This window comes from Flavobacterium maritimum, assembly GCF_040049085.1.
Classification (GTDB): Bacteria; Bacteroidota; Bacteroidia; order Flavobacteriales; family Flavobacteriaceae; genus Flavobacterium; species Flavobacterium maritimum.
Genome location: NZ_JBDLZY010000004.1, coordinates 126,129 through 147,106, shown reverse-complemented (window position 1 = coordinate 147,106; position 20,978 = coordinate 126,129). Strand labels below are relative to the sequence as shown.

General features: G+C 29.9%; 18 protein-coding genes. 2 read left to right on the top strand and 16 right to left on the bottom strand.

What is annotated here, in order from left to right:
- Positions 1-186 precede the first annotated feature (186 nt).
- A complete protein-coding gene (locus ABEB23_RS10010) occupies positions 187-1,677 on the top strand; it encodes an FAD-dependent oxidoreductase (RefSeq protein ID WP_348812455.1) in 1,491 nt (496 codons plus the stop codon).
- A 104-nt stretch (positions 1,678-1,781) separates the two neighbouring features.
- Here ABEB23_RS10010 and lepB read toward each other — a convergent pair whose 3' ends face one another.
- The 6 genes from lepB to ABEB23_RS09980 all read right to left on the bottom strand — a co-directional run bounded on the left by lepB (position 1,782) and on the right by ABEB23_RS09980 (position 7,393).
- On the bottom strand, positions 1,782-3,389 hold the full coding sequence (gene lepB, locus ABEB23_RS10005; protein WP_348812454.1) for a signal peptidase I: 1,608 nt from the start codon (positions 3,387-3,389) through the stop codon (positions 1,782-1,784).
- Between the two features lie 444 nt (positions 3,390-3,833).
- Complete coding sequence (locus ABEB23_RS10000) at positions 3,834-4,355, bottom strand: hypothetical protein (protein ID WP_348812453.1); 522 nt, start codon at positions 4,353-4,355, stop codon at positions 3,834-3,836.
- A 127-nt stretch (positions 4,356-4,482) separates the two neighbouring features.
- Complete coding sequence (locus tag ABEB23_RS09995) at positions 4,483-5,220, bottom strand: pirin family protein (protein ID WP_348812452.1); 738 nt, start codon at positions 5,218-5,220, stop codon at positions 4,483-4,485.
- Between the two features lie 69 nt (positions 5,221-5,289).
- Positions 5,290-5,880, bottom strand: coding sequence for an isochorismatase family protein (locus ABEB23_RS09990; RefSeq protein WP_348812451.1), 591 nt, complete (start codon positions 5,878-5,880; stop codon positions 5,290-5,292).
- Positions 5,881-5,915: 35 nt separating this feature from the next.
- Entirely contained in the window at positions 5,916-6,995 is a 1,080-nt protein-coding gene (locus tag ABEB23_RS09985) for an alkene reductase (protein WP_348812450.1), read from the bottom strand.
- A 26-nt stretch (positions 6,996-7,021) separates the two neighbouring features.
- On the bottom strand, positions 7,022-7,393 hold the full coding sequence (locus ABEB23_RS09980; RefSeq protein ID WP_348812449.1) for a DoxX family protein: 372 nt from the start codon (positions 7,391-7,393) through the stop codon (positions 7,022-7,024).
- 101 nt (positions 7,394-7,494) lie between these two features.
- On the opposite strand from ABEB23_RS09980, the gene ABEB23_RS09975 reads away from it, so the two are divergent.
- The gene (locus ABEB23_RS09975) at positions 7,495-7,869 is read left to right on the top strand and encodes a winged helix-turn-helix transcriptional regulator (protein ID WP_348812448.1); all 375 of its coding nucleotides are present in this window, start codon (positions 7,495-7,497) and stop codon (positions 7,867-7,869) included.
- Positions 7,870-8,273: 404 nt separating this feature from the next.
- Here the strand turns inward: ABEB23_RS09975 and ABEB23_RS09970 are convergent, their stop codons facing one another.
- The 10 genes from ABEB23_RS09970 to ABEB23_RS09925 all read right to left on the bottom strand — a co-directional run bounded on the left by ABEB23_RS09970 (position 8,274) and on the right by ABEB23_RS09925 (position 20,826).
- Positions 8,274-9,428: a HEPN-associated N-terminal domain-containing protein gene (locus tag ABEB23_RS09970; protein ID WP_348812447.1), complete on the bottom strand. Its 1,155-nt coding sequence runs from the start codon at positions 9,426-9,428 to the stop codon at positions 8,274-8,276.
- 9 nt (positions 9,429-9,437) lie between these two features.
- A complete protein-coding gene (locus ABEB23_RS09965; protein WP_348812446.1) occupies positions 9,438-10,526 on the bottom strand; it encodes a hypothetical protein in 1,089 nt (362 codons plus the stop codon).
- A 17-nt stretch (positions 10,527-10,543) separates the two neighbouring features.
- Positions 10,544-11,461, bottom strand: coding sequence for a hypothetical protein (locus tag ABEB23_RS09960; protein ID WP_348812445.1), 918 nt, complete (start codon positions 11,459-11,461; stop codon positions 10,544-10,546).
- Positions 11,462-11,487: 26 nt separating this feature from the next.
- Positions 11,488-11,946, bottom strand: a complete 459-nt coding sequence (locus tag ABEB23_RS09955; RefSeq protein WP_348812444.1) for a hypothetical protein — start codon at positions 11,944-11,946, stop codon at positions 11,488-11,490.
- Between the two features lie 11 nt (positions 11,947-11,957).
- Positions 11,958-14,033, bottom strand: coding sequence for a hypothetical protein (locus ABEB23_RS09950; protein ID WP_348812443.1), 2,076 nt, complete (start codon positions 14,031-14,033; stop codon positions 11,958-11,960).
- 22 nt (positions 14,034-14,055) lie between these two features.
- The gene (locus ABEB23_RS09945) at positions 14,056-15,903 is read right to left on the bottom strand and encodes a P-loop NTPase fold protein (RefSeq protein WP_348812442.1); all 1,848 of its coding nucleotides are present in this window, start codon (positions 15,901-15,903) and stop codon (positions 14,056-14,058) included.
- A 129-nt stretch (positions 15,904-16,032) separates the two neighbouring features.
- Positions 16,033-16,302 carry a hypothetical protein gene (locus tag ABEB23_RS09940; protein ID WP_348812441.1) on the bottom strand — a complete coding sequence of 90 codons (270 nt, stop codon included), beginning with the start codon at positions 16,300-16,302 and terminating at the stop codon, positions 16,033-16,035.
- Positions 16,303-16,370: 68 nt separating this feature from the next.
- The gene (locus tag ABEB23_RS09935) at positions 16,371-18,062 is read right to left on the bottom strand and encodes a hypothetical protein (protein WP_348812440.1); all 1,692 of its coding nucleotides are present in this window, start codon (positions 18,060-18,062) and stop codon (positions 16,371-16,373) included.
- Positions 18,062-20,176: a hypothetical protein gene (locus ABEB23_RS09930; RefSeq protein ID WP_348812439.1), complete on the bottom strand. Its 2,115-nt coding sequence runs from the start codon at positions 20,174-20,176 to the stop codon at positions 18,062-18,064. Before ABEB23_RS09930 ends, ABEB23_RS09935 begins: the two co-directional genes overlap by 1 nt.
- Positions 20,173-20,826 carry a hypothetical protein gene (locus ABEB23_RS09925; RefSeq protein ID WP_348812438.1) on the bottom strand — a complete coding sequence of 218 codons (654 nt, stop codon included), beginning with the start codon at positions 20,824-20,826 and terminating at the stop codon, positions 20,173-20,175. The genes ABEB23_RS09930 and ABEB23_RS09925 overlap by 4 nt, the downstream gene beginning before the upstream one ends.
- Positions 20,827-20,978 lie beyond the last annotated feature (152 nt).

Below are 20,978 nucleotides of genomic sequence, written 5' to 3'. Positions count from 1 at the left end.
CATAAGAACCTGTGTACAAACCATTTTTTGCAGGATTTGAAGAAAATTTCAATAAAATAGCTCTGATAAATCCTTTCTATTTCAATTTGAAAAAGGTAGTTTTGCGCCGCCAATCTTTTGTCTTAAACTTAGACAACTACCACAATTATGCTCAACATCAATTGTATAGGTTAAGTTTTTTTATAGATGGGAGTCAAGATCATGTTAAATAAAGAGGAAGTGAAAAAAGTGGAAAATGAAAAAGCAAGCTGGACTGTTTGTCCCGAATGTCAGGGACGTGGCAAAAAAAGTCAAAGGCTCAGCAAGAAAGTACGACTCCGCTATCAGATAGCACTCGATCAATTTGAAAAAACTAAAGAAGAAGGGACTGCTCCTGTCCGTCCTAAGTCTCACCTGTCCTTATGTTTGAACTGTTCAGGATCCGGACTGATTCCTTCTGCCAGCCATCCTATAGCTGATAAAGAAAACTACCCGCATGTTGCTATTATCGGTGGTGGTATAGGAGGTGTGGCTCTAGCTGTGGCTTGTTTGCATCGCGGAATCCCTTTTACCCTTTTTGAGCGCGATAGCCACTTCGACGCTCGCTCCCAGGGCTACGGACTCACTTTGCAACAAGCTAGTAAAGCAATTGAGGGATTGGGTGTTTTCTCATTAGAAGAAGGGGTAATTTCAACAAGACATGTGGTTCATACTACAGAAGGAAAAATGATTGGTGAATGGGGTGTCAGAAAGTGGATACAGTCAGATGCGAAAACGGCTCCGAAGCGTACAAATGTACATATCGCAAGGCAGTCTTTGCGCTTAGCACTGCTTGAGCAACTTGGCGGACATGATGCAATACAGTGGGGACACCAGTTAGTCGGTTTTAAGGAATCAGAGGGCAACGGCGTTAATCTAAGCTTTCAAGTTAACGGCGAGATGAAAAGCTGCAAGGCGGATCTTGTGGTTGGGGCCGATGGTATTCGTAGTTCGGTGCGGAGGTTACTTATTGGTGAGGATATTACACCTTTACGCTACCTAGGCTGTATTGTGATATTGGGTATTTGTCCATTGAGTGCTCTCGAAGGTCTTACTAGTTCTTTACTGGACTCGTCCACTGTATTTCAAACCGCCAATGGGAATGAGAGGATCTACATGATGCCTTACATGTCAGACTCAGTGATGTGGCAACTTAGCTTCCCAATGCCAGAAAAAGAGGCTCAGGCGTTAAGTGCTCAAGGACCTCAGGCACTCAAGGAAGAAGCATGTCGTAGAACTCAGTGGCACGACCCTATTCCTCAGATTTTAGCGGCGACCCTGGAAGCTCAGATTTCTGGCTATCCTGTGTATGACCGTGAATTACTCAAATCAGAATTGTTGGCTAAAGGGGAACAAGTAACTCTGATTGGAGATGCGGCTCACCCAATGAGTCCATTCAAAGGACAGGGAGCAAATCAAGCGCTGCTGGATGCTCTCATGCTGGCTCGGGCAATCGTAAGAGGATGCAGACCTTTGTCTCAATGGAGAAAAGCTGGACTGAGGGAAAGTGTATTAACTGATTTTGAATCTGAAATGTTAGAACGCAGTGCTACCAAAGTGAAAGATTCGGCAGAGGCCGCACAGTTCCTACATTCAGAAATTGTACTTCATGAGGGGGATGAGCCGAGAGGACGGTGTTTGAAGAAAAAAGAATCATAAAAAAACACCCTTATTTCTAATGGGGTTTCCTAGTGGTTCTTACGATCCTGTTTATGAACCATTTTATGCAGGATTTGAAGAAAATTTCTTAAACATTCACGAGCCTATTCTTTTTTCTTTTTCTTTATTATTTTGTTTGCTCCAGTGTAAAGAACTATTAATAATAAAAAATGCATTAAATAAGACTTAGGTTCACCCTTTCCGTTTACTACAGAAAAAACACGATTCCATCTAACTTTGTTAATACCTATACCATCCTTATCCCAACTAAACCAGATGAATACGGGTTTACCTACTACATGATCAAAAGGAACATATCCCCAAAATCTTGCATCTAAAGAATTTTGACGATTATCTCCCATCATCCAATAATAATCTTGTTTAAAAGTATAAGTATTGCTTACTTTTCCATTTATTACAATCTCCTTGTCATGAATTTCCAAACTATTATTTTCATATTCTTCGATAATTCGTTTATATATGGGCAGTGTTTTTATATTCAACTTTATCGTTGACCCTTTTTTAGGGATATAAATAGGTCCAAAATTATCGATATTCCAACCCAAAGAAGAAATATGAGGAAATACATTTCCATTCTCTCCTTTTGACATTAAATGTTTTTTAACTCCCTTTACAACTGGGTTAATTGCTATTAGTTTAGCTTCTTCATCTGTTAATGTCAAAAAATACTCTCCTGTATTTGTAAGAGCAAAATAGCCATTTGCATACTTTAGGCCTTCTCTAGCTCCATATCTATGTACAAGAGCATCTTGATTGATAGCTTCCCCTTTTGTATCTATCAAAAAATTATATTGAGGTTTTGCACTTTCTGGCAATTTTGATATTTTACCATTAATGTAAATATTTCCCTCACGAATTTCTAAAGAATCTCCAGGTATTCCAACACATCGTTTTACTAAATTTGTTTTTTTATCAATTGGTTTGTAATAATTTCTATCTGGATGAAAATTATCCATATCACGCAGCGTGTCTGCAGGTTGGTTAAAAACTACAATTTCATTACGTTTAATATATTCTATTGCAGGAAATCTAAAATAGGGTAATTGAAACTTGTTTAATAATAAGGTTTCTTTTTTTGCAGCATCATCATTAAATAAATATGATTTTAAACCAAAAAAAGGAATTGAGTCATGTACCATAGGCAATGCTACTGCAGTCATAGGAGTTCTTGCTCCAAAATTAAGCTTGCTTACAAACAAAAAATCTCCAGTAAACAACGTTTTTTCTAACGATGAAGATGGAATTGTAAATGGTTGTATAATGTATGTATGTACTAATGTGGCAACAATAATAGCAAATAAAAGAGAACTTACAATATCTTCCGTTTTAGTTTTCGGCTGTAAATCTCTATTCTTAATATAGATTAGCTTATCAGAATTATAGTTTAAAAAAGTAATATAGAATCCAAATGATAGCAAAACTAATGCAGTATCAAGTCTGGAATTTTTCCCAAAACTTCTAATAATCTCTATCCAAACTACAGGAATTAGTAAAAGATTTACAATAGGAATAAAAAGTAATAAGACCCACCAAACAGGGCGATTGATAATTTTCATTAAAATTATTAAATTGTAAATTGGTATAAATGACTCTACAGGTTTTCTTCCCGCTTTTTTATAAAATTTCCAAGTAGATATTCCATGAATAATTTGCATGATTAAAACAAAAACGAGCCATTGTGATAAGTTCATATTTTTTGAGCTTTACTAGTTATTTTCCGATGCTAAAATCTGTACTGATTTTGTATATGTAGTTTTTTACTTAATTTGTTACATAGTAGCTCGACGCAAACCGATTAGAATTTCATGACCTGTTTTTCTTAGTAGAACTTAAGGTGTTAGAATCAACAATTCAAGTAAATTTAGGGAGCGATCAAATTTTGAATAAAATTCGAATAATTTTAGAACCAAAAAAAAACCTCCAAAATCAAATGATTTGGGAGGTTTTTAAAAATTGGTGGTCCTTACGAACCTGTTTACGAACCATTTTTTGCAGGATTTAAAGAGATTGGCCTATTATATATAGGGTCTGTCTTTGGATACCACAAGCAATGTGGTTTTGATGTCTTGTTGAGGATTGATGAAAAAATATATCTAATAAAACATCACAAAAAGTTTCAAGTCCTCCAAATTTAATCATATTGTCATTTTTTTTATATACTCAAAAAAAAGTTTATTATCTAGTTTTTGAATTGCGATCAAATCCAGATCAGCATAATGTTCAGCTAAAGTTTTGTTTGAACTTCCAGTAAAAATTATTACCTCTTCAGGTTGAATGTACTGTGTTTGATAAATTCTTCCTGTAACACATAAGCAAGTAATAGCATTTATTATGTCTTGCTTTGAATGATAGTTTATGTAGTCAATTATAGCCAAATTGTTTTTTACATGCAAATCCAAATTTTGATATAAATAAAAAACATAGAATCGAGCATTATGAACCCAAAAATCATTTATTGATTCATCTAGTTTTTCCAATGAAATTTTTGCTGCTGGTAATTTATTTTCTTCTAATAAATCAGGGTCTTCACTACCAGCCCAATCAAAATTTAAGCATCCATTATCAAATAAGTAGTTGCTAAAATGGTAAGTAATATATTTCTCAGTAATGAACTTTAAAGAATTTAGTACTTTTTGAATTTTACTTGCTTCCTCCATATTCCTCATTTTAAGTAAATAAAGCATTGATATCCTGTAATGATAACGACAATAATAGTTGTAATTAAAATCCAATTGTTTCGAAAAAAATCAATAGCACTTTTCATCACATTATACATTAGCTGAATTATGTCATTTTATTACCACTAAACATTCCATCTCTAAAAATTGTTCCTTTTTCATTTGTTACAAACAAAACTAATTCGGCACCATTTTTAGAAGAAATATTTATTGTTTCATTCCTAATTATAATACTTTCTTTTTTTTGCAAGTTTATATTATTGGCCGTTATTGCTCCTTTAAATACATAAAGCAAACAAGTTAAATCTTGTATTGGCAAATCAGGTAAATTAATTGAAAATCCACTTAACAATTTGGTATCATAAATCCAAGTTTCACTGCTAAACTGAAATAGGGTTTCTTTCGTACCAGAGGCAACTAATCGCCATTCATTTTCAGAATGCAGTTTGTCTAAATCCCAAAAGACTACTTCTGGTTTCAGATCTTTTTCACTTGGTCTTATAAATATTTGTAGGCCCTCTAAGGGTTCATCTTCACTCATCATTGTTTCTTCATGATAGAAAAGTTTTCCAGCCTTCATATACATCATTTTCTCTTTTCCAATTATCTCTTCAAAGCCCTCGCTATCTCGATGCAAACCTTTTCCGCTTCTGAAATAAGACAGAATCTCATCATTTACGTGAGGATGCATTGGAATTGTACCGTTACCATTTATCTCTGCATGGTCTATTCTTCCAATACTGCCAATTCCAGTATCTCCTTCATTCATAACTAGTCCAGGATAGAGTATTTGTATTCCACCTCTACCGCTAAAGTGTTTTTGTTCTATTTTTTGTAACATCATATTTTAATTTTCATTCTTATAAATTTAATCAGAGGTGAAAATGAATATTGGCACCTCTGATTAAATCAATCACATTTTAGAGAAAATTTCGTCAAAAAGAATCGGAACAACTTTTTCTCCATCTTCAGTTGACCAACTATAAACCAATTCTGAAATTAACTGGTTAAATGAAGTGGTTCTTACTCCATGATTTTCCCATGTTTTTCTTGCCACATCATCTCCAATTTCTGTAGGCGAACCTCCGGCTTCAATAACCACTTGAACATCAAAACCTTCTTCTTGCATTGAAATGGATGGCCATACAATACAAACGTCATTTGTAAGCCCTGCCATAATTACATTTTTTCTTCCGTTTGCTACATTCAAAACAGCAGCTTTATAATCTTCATCAGTCCAAGCATTAGTAATACCTGATCTTTTTACACGATTTGCATACTCTTCAGGTAATAGCTCCTGCAAATCCTTGATTAGTGGACCTTGAGCATGGTCTTCTTGACTTGTTGTAAGTACTACAGGAATCCCTAATGCTTTAGCTACTCTTGCAAGACCTCTTGTTCTACTTATAATTAATTCATGAGGTCTGTTTGCACAAAAATTAAGTGTACCAACTTGGTGGTCAATCAACAACATTACTGTGTCTTCTTTTTTAAATTTTTTCATGATGTATTATTTTTTGATTAAGTAGATAGTATTTTTTACTTAAGAAAAGGATAGTCGATATACCCTTTAACACCTCCTCCAAACATAGTTGTTTTATCAGGTAGATTTAATTCGGCATTCACTTCAAATCGTTTAGGCAAGTCTGGATTTGCTAAAAACGAAACTCCAAATGAAATTAAATCTGCAATACCTTTTTCTAGTTCTAATTCAGATGTTTCTCTACTATAGGCTGTATTGGCAATCAATTTTGTTTTCACTAAGCTTCCAAACAATTCAATTTCATCTGTTTCAGGATAATGTGACAATAATGGAAACATTGGACTTTTCTTCATGAGTTCAACAAAAGAAAAATTCAATTCATTTAATTTTTCAATCAGATAAGTAAAAGACTTGATTGGATCATCAAACGAGATATCACCATAAGGATGAAAAGGTGAAATTTTGATACCAACTCTTTCTCCACCAACAGCATCAATCAGTTCTTTCATGACTTCCAAAATAAAACGACTTTTATTTTCAATACTTCCACCATATTCATCAGTTCTTAGATTTGCACTGTCAGACAAAAACTGATGTGGTAAATAACCATTCGCAGCATGAAGTTCTACACCATCAAACCCAGCTTCAATAGCATTTATTGCAGCTTGTTTGTAATCTTGAACAGTTTGCTTAATTTCTTCAAAAGTTAACGCTTCAGGAGTTTCATATTCTTTCATTCCCTGAGATGTAAAATGTTGCATACTTTTAATTGGAATTGCAGATGGAGCTACTGGTAATTTTCCATTACGATCTACCGAATGCCCCACACGACCGGTATGCCATAATTGTGCAAAAATTAATGCTCCTTTTTCATGAACAGATTTAGTTACTTCTTTCCAAGCATTGATTTGTTCTTTAGTGTATATACCGGGTGTTAGCGGACTACCAATAGCATCCTCTGAAATATTTATAGCTTCTGTTAAGATTAATCCCGCACTGGCTCTTTGAGTATAATATTTTGTCGTTATATCTCCAACGATACCTTCTTTGTCAGCACGACTTCTTGTCATTGCTGCCATAACCATTCTATTTTTTAGTGTATTATTTCCTAATACGAAGTTTTCTAATAGTTTCATATTGTGCTTATTTAAATTTATAAATGTTAATTTTTAATGTTTATCAATCTTTGTTTTAATTCAGGGAAGCGGTAAAAACTAACACCCCAAATCAAAATTTGAATAATAGTTGGTGCAATAATTGATTGGTTATTTGCAAGAAGTACTGCCATCGCACCACCCATATAAGCCATTATTAATAATGAACCAATAAGTGCTGTTCTTGGAATAATAAAGAGTAATACAATAGCAAATTCTAATATTGCTAAAGAAGTTAAATTAGATACTCCTCCAACACTTTTAGCCATTTGGATAGTTGCTTCACCACCTGTTAATTTAAAAATTCCACTACCAATAAAAATTAGTACTATAACTCCTGTAAGAATCCATTGAGTTACTTTTTTTGTTTTAGTAATCATAAATATTTTTTTTGAATTAATTGATACAAAGTTAAATAGATATGTTATACATTTGTAACCTGTTACATTTTTGTAACCGGTTACAAAAACAATACCATATCATGAAAAATTATTGCACAGACAGAAATAGCTCAGATTGTGTCAAAGCTCAAATGGCAATTCACGACGCACTTGATGTTGTTGGAGGTAAATGGAAATTAGTTTTAATTTCTATTTTGAGACACGGTAAAAGACGCTTTAGAGAATTATCAAGAGAGGCAAATATTTCTCCAAGAATTCTATCAAAGGAATTGGGAGAACTTGAAATAAATGGTTTAGTAAGCAGAACTGTCTGCGATACTAAACCAGTCACAGTAGAATATGCTTTAACCCCTTATAGTGAAACACTTACCGAAGTTGTTTTAGCACTACATAAATGGGGAATAGAACATCGTAAAAATGTGGTTGAAAATAAAATTATAGTTGAGAAGCACTAATTTTAAGAATAGCTTCTTAGTTAAAAATCTTTATATTTAAGTGTATCCTGAGAATTGGATTTATGACGGAATTGGATTTCGAACCAGTGAGACAAATCAGTTTAATTCTGTTTTAATTCTTATGTTGAAACCTTACAATGTTCGAATTAATTTTCTCAGTAAATTAAGGCAATAGAAATAATGATCCGTTTTGGGATTTTTTTAAATTCTAGGAAAATTTAGGGCAAAAAAAAACTTCTCAATTTCTTGAGAAGTTTTGTGGTCCTTACGAACCTGTTTACGAACCATTTTTTACATGATTTGAAGAAATTAAACATTACAAAATAAAAAGAAAAAATGGCTCAAATCATACAGAAGGTATCAATTTCGCAAAAAAAATGTACTGATACTGTTAGTTGAAAAAACTAGGATCTTTTGATTCTCTCCCTTTTAAGAGATTTCAAATTCATTAATTTTTCACTCTCTTCATGATCCCAAAAAAACACTGAAGTTTTATTCTTCTTGTTCTTTGAAGATGGGTAAATTATCCCATCTATTTTATTTTTCCGATTTTTATTAAATGAAAATCGGAAAAATTCGGTAACAACTTGCGTGGGAACATATTCAATATGTTCTTTCCCATCCTTCGCAATATCTTTTGTAAAATCCCGAACTAAGTCATGTATCAAGTAAATTAGATAATAGTTCTTAATTTTCCCAAATATGCTTGGAACATTCGGAAGTTTACAAAAATCAATTACATACCTATCTTCTTCAAGTTCTAATTCAGCAATTGTTACATATTTACTTTTTTTGTTTTCCCTACTTACTGTTTCTAAAATTGCTGTTTCTTTATCAAACGCTGAATAAAACATTGAGATACCTGATGGGCTAAATCTATTAGGATAGATAGCGTTTTCTATTGGTGGGGAAATCATTTGTTTTTTTTCCCTGATAATTTTTTTTGAATCATGTTGACGACATCGGTAGATTTTTGACCCTTTAGGAACTTTATGAATTAAATTTAACGAAACAATTAACCTGCCTACTTCATTAAGAATTTTGTAAACATTTTTATATTCTTCATCGTCACCAGAACTAAATAAAAATCTTGATTTGTGCTTCACTATATTTTTAAAAAACCTCCATTGTGACATAAATTCATCCCCTTCATTGTCATAATATTGATCAGGTTTAGCCCAAGCTATATCTTCTATTGAATTTACAATATCTTCAATGAGTTCAAATGGCTCCGCTTCTAATTCTACGAATTCTTGTATCAATTCATCAGGCGTGTAAATCTCTCCTAAATAGCCTCCTTCTTGAGAGTTATAACCCATGAAGTTTGCAGCATCCTCGTAAAAATTCGATATACCACTCATGATGAACTTCATTAAATCTTCCAGTTCAACAACTTTTAAATCCTTTTGACAATAATCGCAAAAGCCGTCATCATAATTCTGCCTGATGAACTTTTTTATGTATTTATCTTCAAAATGTTTAACGCAGACTTTTTTATCGGGCACATTACCAATATTCCGTTCATTTAATTCAATCCACCTTTGTTTAGCTTGTCCCATTAATTTAAATTATTTGCAGTTAAAATCCATCATTATCATTTCTATTACTTCATCAGGTAACATAAATTTTGGAAGATTTAATCTCGAATAAATGGGTGTATTTTCACCTTCAAATCTGAAATTGCCATCTTCAAAAGTAACTTGTGTTGCATTTGAACTTTCAAATTGATTATAATTTATTTTATTTTTTGCATTTGGATTGTGAAATATAAATAATCCATCGCTCAAATATTCTGGGTTTTCTTTTGTGACATCTTGAATTTTGTAGTGTGGTGGCTCATAGTCGTTGCGGATATTTATTACACGATTAAATTGCACATCACTATTATCCTCAGAAATGGATAAGGATGTTAATTTTCCCAGTGTGGTTGTACAAGAAAAGATAATTGCTGATATGTGTTCAAATGATTTATCCTTAAAGATTCCAATAGGAATAGGAGAATCTGTACCAGGTTTTATTATGCTTTCTCTTATAACATAATTATCAATTTTAGGAATAAAGTAATAGCCGTATAACAAAGCCAACATAGGATAAAAATATTCTCTTCCGTAATTTATTTGGTCATAAGAACTTAAAGCAATCATAAACGGAACGTTTTCATTTACCCATTCACAATTAATATATTTTTTCAGATACTTAACACTTTTTCCGTGGATAGCATTGGAGTTTCTAACAATAGCTTCATCTGTTAATTCAAAAAAATCTTTTTGGTTATTAGGAGGAACAATCATTGATAAAACATCATCACTATTTCTTTCCGATTCCTCTATTCCTTCTTTTTTAATATTTGAGACAACAGCCTCAATAAAAATTTCAATAGGTTTCTTAATTATAAAATCGGGTCTGTCTTTAGAAAAATCAATTTCGAAGCTCATTTCACGAAACACGCTAAATAGGTAGAATTCCCAAAAACTGGAATGAAATGTAGTTTGAAACTCCTTCACAATTTTATTATCTCTGTCTATAAAACCATTAGTCCATTGTGCTAGAATATCTCTTTCGCCTTGAAGCGTTATTTCATCTCTAAGTAATTTAAACTTTGGATGTAAGTCTTCTTCAGAAACTCCTTCATTTTTTTTGAATAAATCAAGACTCATATTTTTCTTTTTTAGTATTACGATTTGCTGAATATCTGCCACAGAACGCTAGCAATTGTTGCTATTCCGACTATTAAAGCTATAATTACATTCGCTTTTGACCAACTTGATTCTTTTGATTCAGTTTCGCTCTTTAATATTTGTTTTTCGATTTTTGATTTTTGATTAATTATAAGATTACCATTATTGATAATTGTTTCCTTTGAGCCTTTCTTTACATTCACGCCTTGTTCTTTTAAATAATCCATAAAATTGTTTCCCTTATTTTCAAACCATTTTAGAAATTCAGGAATGTTATCTTTGCTAAAATTGGGAACAGTTTGAAAATCCCCATCTTCAATTACGAAGTCTCCATTTTCAATTTGTAAATCGAAATCATGAGATTCATTAAACCATTTCTTGAAATATTTCCTTACCGTTAGCTTCTCTAAATTTATAAGCCCTTTTTCAATTATCATATCAAGAAAAAAATCAGCTTCGTCGGCTCTTTTTTCCAAACGTTGGTCATAATATTTATCCCATTCATTTTCATTGAACAATAGATTTTCTTTAATTTCTTTTTCTTCGTCAACAAGAAGAGTAGTTTCGTTTATAAGGGTCTTTATTAGGCTTGTTAAATCAAAAATTCCTTTTTTCCATGCTGATTTTGTATGCTCTCTATCAGTGGTAACTATTTTAAATACACCTATTTTCGTATCAAAATCAATTTCATTCCAAGGTTGAATATAATCCTGTCTTTCAGGAAATTTGACATTAATAAAAGCGGCGACTTCTTTTAATATATCATCTAATTTTTGATAAGTATCAAAAAGTAATTCTTTATCAGTTCCTGTTAATTCATAACCAATTGGTGCAGCTCTCAAATGAAGAATATCTGGCAAATCATTTGTACGTTCTAAAAGTTCACTAATTATATTTAAGTCTCTTTGTGTCATTGCTTTTTAAAATTTTGTAAAAAACTCTATTTCAATTCTTCTAACCTTGATTTTTCAATATTCGAATAGTCTCCCCAACTTCCTTGGTTTATTGAATACAGATTCGAATTTAATAAATTTTGTGACTCATCTATAAGTCCTTTTTTTACTTCATCAGAATTTGTAGTATTAAAAAATGAATTGTCAGTAATGCATATATTTCCGAATTGTTTTGTAATAGCTTTCCCGTAAGGATAATTAATAGTTTCTCTATCAATGGTTCCAAATACATATTGACCAATTGCACCACATTTTTGCAATGATATTTTTCTAGGTAAAGATTCATCTATTGCTTGTAAAAAAAAATCGTCAACCAATAATATCTCATCACTAGGATTAATTATTGAACTTGCTCCAAGAAGAAAGGGAATTGTTAATCCGTTTTCAAAATAATTATTATCGTCAAAATGACACAAAATTTTAAACCAAAGAGGACAGTTTTCCATAAAATGTTTTTTTAATAGTATTCTTCATCTGTCCAGAAAAAACCTGCTAATTCAATTTTTTCAATTGCCATTTTGACATCATTATCTAAATATTTAGAAGTATCGGAACTGGAGTAATCCAAACCAGTTTTAGTGCAAGTTACTTTTTTTATAATTCCAAGACGTGATGGAAAAATAAACTTTTTTTCAATAAATTTATTTAGTTCAGTGTTTGTATTTATCCTTATTTCAAAATAATTTTCATCATCTTCATTTGGAAAAGAAATCATTTTGTGATCAATAGATTTTCGCTTAATATAAAATACTCCATCATTTTTTAATAAATGTGTGAAATCTTTCTCAAAGTAATTATAATTATCATATATCCATTTTCTTTGTTTAATTAGCCATTGTCTAAAATTATCATAATCAATTGGAATAGTTTGAAATCCATTTAGCCATTTAATAATTTCAGAAGACTTCCCAAAGACTGAAAGTCTAACTTCAAAATCTTGCATTTCCCATCCTATTGTGAAAGAAATAGTTTTATTCAACGTTCTGTTTTGAATTTCAAAAATTGTTTTAAATGCTGCTATAGTTTTTTGTAAAAGGATTTCTGTATTTTCTGAACCATGTAAAATAATAGGATAGTTAGTGTAAAAATCGAATGGCTTTAAAAAATTTATTTCAGTTGGATAATCTATTTTCTCTCCAATTCGCTTTAAATACTTTTCAATTTCTATGATATCATATTCTATGACATTAATTACCTCACCATTTTGAAATTCTATTACGTCAGGGTTGATTACTTTTCTTTGAAATGAAATATATTCTGAACTTTTAGGATGATAAGAAGTAAATAGTCTAATACCATCCTCTACATTAATCTTATTTGGTATATATTTTGTTAATCCATCCTGAACTTTGATAGAATCTTTTACACTATCGTATTCATCTTTTGCTCCAAAATATTCAAATAACAATGGATTTCCTTTGTAATAAAGAATACATAACTTTTTCCAATCTGCAAGGTCTAATTTCCCATCTATTCTAAAAAGTTTTGTGTAATCAGTATTTTTTCCTGCTTTATTAATGTTTGTCTCCCATCTACTCATAATCTGGTCTTCAGAGTACATTCTTACAGCACCATCAAAATGATTAAATTCCTTTTTGACATTATCATATATGGAATGTATGTATCTACAGCCATATGAATCCGTACCGATACCTAATGAAGGTTTTTCTTTAATTTCTTCAATCTCCAGGGTTTTTTCATTTTCATCAGTTTTCCACCAGAATTCAGTTCCTAAAACACCATTAAAGAATTTTTGCTCTTCATTACATTCATATCTTGTAACTTGGTCAGGGAGACTTGAAATATCATCATTAAATTTTGGTCCCCACCAATAATCGAATTCCAAAACTCCTTGGTATGTTTTTGATAATCCAATTAAATTACGGTCGATGGCTATTCTTAGTCTTATTTCCTTATTGGAATTCATCTGAATAAACTCATCAATAAAATATGTATTATAATTGTTTATTAGAGAAAAATTTCGTTTGAAAAATTGATGACAGAATATACAAAAATTGTTACTCTTACTTTTGAAAATTCCTGAACCTACATATTCAAAATCCACTAAAATATCATCCAAAAAAATCAATCCGGATTTGTCTAAATTTTCAAATAATTTTGGAAACTCTTTTTCAGCAATGTCAGAGAGATTATAAGCTACACAGCCTTTGTGAATAAACTTTCCTTCATTTGAAAAATTGTCCTTAAGAAGCACTTTGAATTCATCAATATAATCTTTACAGGCTTCATAATTAATGAATTGCCAATAGTCTTGTATTTTGGGATAAAGAATAGTTCTATCTTCTTCATTATCACAAATATGAAAGTTTCCGACAGTTTTACTAATTTTAGGCTCAATAAGTATTCCAAATGGAAATATCCATCCTGCTGGTCTATGAAAATCATGATCTATCAGCGAAGGCATTCCCTTAATTGCAGTTTCTCCCATACTTTTTTCAAGAGCCTCAAAAGCTATTACATATCCGTCTCTATTCAGCGAATCAGAACTTAATATTCCTAAATAACTGTACATAAATTAAGTTTTGAATTAGTAATTAATATGATTCTAATCTATTTAACGCATGCTTTAAAACTCTATCTAATTCCTGAATGAAGAAATCTGAAAATTTATTATTTTTTAAGGTAGCAGCTTTCTTCTCAACTTTTACAGCTAAAGCCTTAATAAAAACTGTCTCATCTTTTAGATTTGAATTGTAATCATGATAACGGAGTGATATTAAATTAACTATCTTCTCCTTTGTAGAATTATTTGCATTCAGAAAATACAAGTAAAATTTGTGAATATTGAAGTTTTTTAAAATAGCTTCGTAATGAAATTTTTGGAATACTTCAGAATAAAAGTCATCAAAGTTTTGAGGGTAAATATTTTCTAAATCAGAGCTTTTTGATTTTTCAGATTGCGTTTTAATTTTTTCATTTATTTTGAGACTCTCAGCTTTTATTTCTTCCATTTGGCTTTTAAATTCTGCCTTTTCACCAACATTCAAATAACGCTCCAAGCTTGGATTATACTCAAAAGTGTTAATTCCCTTCTTCATGCCTGTAATAATGGATGTTTTTACTTTATTGACATTTAGTTTTAAAATATTTGAAAGGCGTGTTGCAAAATGGAAGACAGTTAAACAATCTAATAAATCATACTTTCCTTGACTAGCATATACAATCATTAATCGGGTCTTAATTTTATAATCCTGATCTGAAAGATTAGAATAATGTCTGTAAGTCAAGTCTTTAATTACTTGCTCATGAGCTGGTAAAATTTCATCTTCTATATTATTAAACCCTTTTAGCTCCTTAATTAGTTTTTCTACATCCAAAATATTACCGCCAGTTATGTAGTCATAAATTGACGTGTAAAAATTATACTCTATTCCTGGAAAGTATTTTTCTTGAAAAATAGCTGCAAATGATTTCTCTTCCTTTTCTGCACTTCCTTTTTCTTTATCTCTTAAAAACTTTCGGATATAATCTTTTTGAATAAAGCTATCCAATTCCATACGTTCTTTAAAAGATATTTCACCCAATTTATATTCAATCGTTATTGCTAACGAAAATTTTAGTAAATCATCTAAGATTTTGTTCTCAAACTTTTGTAATGATTTATTCGATGATAAATTATTTTTAGTTTCTGAAAAAGTAAATTGAAAATAATCTAATGCAAAATTTAAAATCCGAAGATTTACAGATGCTTTACCAAAAAAATCTAAAATTAATTCCTTGTTGTTTTTTAGAAACTCTTGATATAGTGAAAATCCATTATAGTTATTAATTAATCCATTAAATGATTCAGATAAATTAGGGATAAATTCTATGGTATTTCCAATAACTTTTTCTTTTATTTTTTTATAATTAGAGGACTCTATTTTGTTTTCATTAGCAATAAGTAAGACTTTGACATTATCATGTTCTACTAAAGAATTTACAAAACCAATTACGTCTTCTATTTCAAGTGATTTGCTTATACGCTCTAAATCATCAAATACAATCACTAACTCATTAAATTTTATCCAATCTTTCTTGTCTATTTCAACCTCTGATACAATATTATAATAATCATCAAGTCCTTTAATTTTAAGAATACCTTTAAAAAGGGCTTTACCTAAACTTGCAGCTAATTTGGTTTTCCTACTTTTTAGAATAGGATAAAGATTTAAGACAATTTGTGTTTGTATTTCATCTATTGAATTTATGCCAAATAGTGATATTAAGATTGGAGTATGTTTTTTATTATTGTTTGTTACTAGATGAGTTTCACTAATTAAGTTTTTTAGATTATTCTCATAATAATATGTTTTTCCGCTTCCCCATTCTCCCGAAATGACAATGGCGTAATTTGTTTTCATCTTCAAATATTGAAGTACAATTTCATCTAATTTGTTCATTTAACTTTATCTATTTGTGTTTCTACAATTTCAATTAGATAATATCCATAATATTATCTCTTTTTGATTGGTTTTTATAATTCCAGCAATTCCAACATCCTTTTTAGTGTAATTATTCTCGATTTCATCTCAATATGAAAACATAAGTGTTTGTTCATTTTCCTTTTCTTTTGGTAAAGGGAATTTATTTTCAAGAAAAAAAACCAAAATGTCTATTTCGTCTTGGAATTCAATATTATTTCTTTCATACAACTTTAATTTATTTTCGATATTCTCTTTAAAGTCATTTTCATTCTCCATTAAATCAGCAAAAATCATTAAGTCATATAAAGATATAATCAATACCCATTTATAATCGGCACTTAATACACCAGATTCTATTAAATATTTATGATTCACAGAAACAATTGATAAATGGTCGTATATTACAGATATTTTGACATAAATAACTAGGTTTACAGTATAAGTTATATAAGGTCAACCATTATATGATATAACAATACTTCCTTGCCATTTCTTAAATGTTTAGCCTTTCCTATTTTGATATCTGTAAATGGGTAGTCATTTATTTCTTCAAATGATAAAAATTGATACTGATAAGTATGTTTGGAAATGAATTTGGTGTATTTAATCCAAAATTCACTAAATTTTTTAGCTGATGAATAGACTAAAATAAAATTGCATTCAAGACCAGAAGTGTCATATGTAAAAATCTTATTTATATGAAGTATTGTGTAATCAGTTTTAAGTGAATCTAAATTTAAAGCCTCAATAATTGTAAATGGGGAACCTTTTTTGTCATATATAAAAATATCGATTTCTCCAGCCGATTTACCAGCAGCAGATTTACTCCATCTCGTTTGATCTTTTGTGTTGTAATCACTAGCTTCTAATATAGAAGCTACAAAAGTATTTCTATCATCTTCTGAATAATTCCCTCGGTATATTCTATTTCCTTGAAGTTTTATACATGCATTAACTAGTTTATCAGTAAATTCTTTAATCGAAGGAGCTTTTAGTTCTTCAATTACATTTAAAAAATCCAAAGTACTTCTATCATTTTTTATTTTCAGTAATGTTTCATCTATGCTGGTATAACTTCTTTGTGGAAATAAGTTTTTAAGAGATTGTCTTATTGAATTAGATTCAGCCTTCTTATTAGAATCTTGATTACTTGCTGACTCTTTGAGGTAATTCAGAAAAATGAATTCCTCACTTTTCGAATCTAATTCACAAAGTCTTGTGTTGATTTTAGAAATTTGAGAATTAAAATTTAAAGAAAAATATGGTTCAATAAATTGGTTACCAACCAACGAGTTAAAAGTCGAAGACAAAAGACTTTTATTTAATCTCTCTTTTAATATGTGGTTACTAATTTCAGAATATTGGTTGTAGAGCTGAGTCAAACTAATTCTATAATCAAGCCAATTTTCGGGATTTTCTTGCTCTATTAAATAAACTGAATTCAACACTCTATAAAATCCTAAATAGAATGGATTATTCGCGTGAATATTTGAAAAAGCTTCTTTATTGAATAATATATTAGCAGCCATCTTTAAACTTTGCTGAAAGTTACCTTTTAGACCATTCATAGAATCGGTCAATATTGAAACTATAATTATATAAAATTGAGCATCAATTCTATTTTCAATAAATTCGTTTGAAAATCTAAAAAAAGTCTCGCTTTTTTTTAGATAAGTTAGGGTTTCATCTTTTGTTAAAGCTAAAAAACCTTTTTGCATATTTATTAAACCGAGATTAAAATATGCCTCTGAAATTAGTTCAGTTTCCTCTTCTTTTAAATAGTCTTTAAAAATAGTTTCTATTTCACTACTTTCCTGGTCATAGAAAAAGAATAAATCTTTTAGGCGTTGTAATTTTAAGAACACATCAGAATTATTATTCCAGTTATCTACTAATAAATTTAATGCTTGCCTTGTTTTTATTTTCTTTAAAAAAACGCATTCTATAAATATTTCTAGTGCCCTTTTTCTAATGTTACTGTTTTCATAATCATCTAGAATTATTTTGCTAAAAAGAATATTAAAATCAATATTTTCAGATGAGTATATTATCTCGTTGACTTCGTAATCAAAAAAATAAAATTTTTCTGAAAGAGATAGATGGTTAAAATTTAATAAGTTAATTGAGTTGCGCATTAAAAGACATATGTTTCTGGAGGTGTAATATATTGATTTTTTATAACATCAATAAAACCTCTCTCGGCAGTTCCAATCAATATTTGCAATTGATTTCCGAATCTATTTTCAACGCTTTTAAGAACATTTGATAAACCATCTAAATATTTTGCATCTGCTTCTTCTTTACTTGGACTATCAATCATTAAAAATCTGGTATGTCGTCCGAAATTATACTCAATATCTAATTGAATTAAGCTTAAATAGAAAGCAATCTTTGTTCTTAATTGTTCTCCTTCTGCAATATTATCAAATGAGATAAAATCTCCGTCTTGCTTATATTGAATATCAAACTTCTCAGAAATATATATTTCAGTGATAGAGTTAAGACCAAATTCATGAATTTCATTTAACATCAATTCTTCTAATCTTTTTAGAGCATTTTTGCCTAATTCATATCGCATTACATTTAGTTTACTTATTGCATTATTTAGCAATTCAATTTGTTTATCATAGTTAATAACTTCATTCGGAATTGCTAAATTTTCTATTTCAGAGATTTTATATTCTATAATTGCTTTACGGGCTATATATTTTTCTTTGTCTGAATCATCAGGTTTAATTTTTTCTTTTTCTATATTTATAATTACCTCAATATCTTTTAGTTGATTATTAAGTAAAGTTGTATTTTTAAAGCTTTCTTTCTGCTTTGTGAGATTATTTATTTTAGAATGGATTTCATTACATCGATTTTGTTGAATTTCATTATCTGAATCTAAAAGTTCTATTTCTTTGGCAAATTGAGCACCAGCAATTTTCAAGTTTACAATTTTATTAGTATAAATTTCTTTATCTAAATCAGTTTCGGAATGTTCAATTCCCTCACTACACAAGGCACATTTATGTTCTTCTAATTTGATCTTTTTTTTATTTTCTGAAACTGTGTGATTACAACTTGGACAATGTTTGATGTCAAGATTAGAAAAGAAAATACCAATATCTAAATATTCTTCTAAGTCAGTTGTCTTTCTATCATTTTTGACCAATTCATTTTTTATTCTTTTTAACTCAGATTCATTATATGAAAGCTTTGATTGAAAAGAAGACAATGATTTTCTTAAAGACTGATTTTCATTTTCATATGCTAACAATTTACTATTTTCAGTTTCTATTTCTTGTAGTATTGTATTGTACTGAGAATAAAGTTCATTGATGTTGCTTTTTTCTAAATTTTTTTGATTTAATTCAATTATTAATTTGTTTATATTGGCAAGTTCATCTTCTAGTTCAATTTTATTTCCTGATTGTTTCTTAATGGTCATTTCGGAAAATAGTTGTTGCTTGCCTTTATGATTGCTGAGCATTTCCTTTTTTACTGTTAATTGATTTATTGGATATGTCAGCTCCAAACCCAATAACATTTGAAACACTTTTTTATCTTGTCCGCCAAAAAAACTGGTTGAATCTTTTGACTCAAGAAAAATGGATTTGAAATATGTACTCCAACTTGCACTTGATTCCAATAATTCATTACTTTCTTTTGCTGAGCTTTTTTGTGTCCATTTTAATGAATAATAAGAAAACTGTTTAAAGAAAAAATCTTGAATCTGTATTTGATATTCAGATTCGCTTTTTACATTTATTAGAGGCTCATTTTCATACTCTTCTAATTCGGTTAATGTTTTAACTGTTCCATTTAATAGAAGTGCCTTTAGCCTTCCCTCAATATCTAAATATATTGTGTAATCTTTATTGCTAATACTAAAGTTTAATAAAATATGGTTAATCCACTTTTTAATATTTGGCTTCAATGAGTCTCTACCTGTAAGTGCATATTTAATGACTTTTAGAACACTTGATTTTCCCTTGAAGTTATCTGCTATCCAAATATTAATACCTGTTTCGATTTTTTGATGATAATCGATTCTTTTACCTGAATAATCTTGATTTTCACTTGTTGATTTTTCACCAAAAAAAGAAATATGGCTCAATGCAAGACTTTTACCAGTAGACAAAGGATTGTCTTTATTATATGGCTCATTAATTTCTAAAAGATCTTCTACTTCCTTCGGAGACAATGAATCTTTATATTCTGTTTGTAGTTCTTGAGTAAATTTTTTTAAATCAAATTTCATAATTGCTCATTGTATATTTTTTTATATTCATCAACTACTAAACCTTGAATACTTCCAATATAATTTTTATAAGACGTATCTCTGTATTCTTCAACTTGATATTGGGCAACTTTTAATTGAGTACCGCTTAAATCACCAAAATATTCTTTTATTAACAGGCATCTGTCGACATACCATTTTAAAGAAGGAAGTGCCGAGATATTATCATCCATCTTATTTATTGCTGTACTTGTAATAAAATAATGCTTTTCAATTGTTTTTAAATTTGTACTTTTTTTACTGGAAAAGTCTATAAAATCTATACTTTTTAAAAACCCAATAACATCATCAATATCTTCATAAGCTCCAAAAAAGAATCTCTCCATTTCGAGCCGCCTTATAGTTGGTTCCTTACTCTTAAAAATATCTGTTACGATTTTTTTTATTCCAGAACTTTTTGCGCTCTCTTTTTTTGCAATGTTAAGCAATTCAAATGCTAGGTAATCTGGGTTTCTTAATAAAAAATCTATTTTTTGAATTCTAACTTCACTTTTGAAAAGTTTTTTATAGGTTGGATGAGAAGAGTCTGAATAATCTTCAGCAAAGAAGTATAATATTAAAAATATTCTTAATCTGTCTTTGTAAATTCTTACATTATTTTGTTCATCCATTTAAGATCTTTTTATAATGTACTAAATTACTATTTTAATTGCCTTTTGTGTATCTATTAAAAAATTATTATCAATAATATTGTGTTAGCAATTCTTTTCTCAAAATTGAAAGGAAGTAGCTGTTCGCTAAATTCGGGAATTTATTTTAGTGT

Coding starts and splice junctions, on each gene's coding strand:
- ABEB23_RS10010 (WP_348812455.1), top strand. CDS start 187: ATGGGAGTCAAGATCATGTTAAATAAAGAGGAAGTGAAAAAAGTGGAA.
- lepB (WP_348812454.1), bottom strand. CDS start 3,389: ATGAACTTATCACAATGGCTCGTTTTTGTTTTAATCATGCAAATTATT.
- ABEB23_RS10000 (WP_348812453.1), bottom strand. CDS start 4,355: ATGGAGGAAGCAAGTAAAATTCAAAAAGTACTAAATTCTTTAAAGTTC.
- ABEB23_RS09995 (WP_348812452.1), bottom strand. CDS start 5,220: ATGATGTTACAAAAAATAGAACAAAAACACTTTAGCGGTAGAGGTGGA.
- ABEB23_RS09990 (WP_348812451.1), bottom strand. CDS start 5,880: ATGAAAAAATTTAAAAAAGAAGACACAGTAATGTTGTTGATTGACCAC.
- ABEB23_RS09985 (WP_348812450.1), bottom strand. CDS start 6,995: ATGAAACTATTAGAAAACTTCGTATTAGGAAATAATACACTAAAAAAT.
- ABEB23_RS09980 (WP_348812449.1), bottom strand. CDS start 7,393: ATGATTACTAAAACAAAAAAAGTAACTCAATGGATTCTTACAGGAGTT.
- ABEB23_RS09975 (WP_348812448.1), top strand. CDS start 7,495: ATGAAAAATTATTGCACAGACAGAAATAGCTCAGATTGTGTCAAAGCT.
- ABEB23_RS09970 (WP_348812447.1), bottom strand. CDS start 9,428: ATGGGACAAGCTAAACAAAGGTGGATTGAATTAAATGAACGGAATATT.
- ABEB23_RS09965 (WP_348812446.1), bottom strand. CDS start 10,526: ATGAGTCTTGATTTATTCAAAAAAAATGAAGGAGTTTCTGAAGAAGAC.
- ABEB23_RS09960 (WP_348812445.1), bottom strand. CDS start 11,461: ATGACACAAAGAGACTTAAATATAATTAGTGAACTTTTAGAACGTACA.
- ABEB23_RS09955 (WP_348812444.1), bottom strand. CDS start 11,946: ATGGAAAACTGTCCTCTTTGGTTTAAAATTTTGTGTCATTTTGACGAT.
- ABEB23_RS09950 (WP_348812443.1), bottom strand. CDS start 14,033: ATGTACAGTTATTTAGGAATATTAAGTTCTGATTCGCTGAATAGAGAC.
- ABEB23_RS09945 (WP_348812442.1), bottom strand. CDS start 15,903: ATGAACAAATTAGATGAAATTGTACTTCAATATTTGAAGATGAAAACA.
- ABEB23_RS09935 (WP_348812440.1), bottom strand. CDS start 18,062: ATGCGCAACTCAATTAACTTATTAAATTTTAACCATCTATCTCTTTCA.
- ABEB23_RS09930 (WP_348812439.1), bottom strand. CDS start 20,176: ATGAAATTTGATTTAAAAAAATTTACTCAAGAACTACAAACAGAATAT.
- ABEB23_RS09925 (WP_348812438.1), bottom strand. CDS start 20,826: ATGGATGAACAAAATAATGTAAGAATTTACAAAGACAGATTAAGAATA.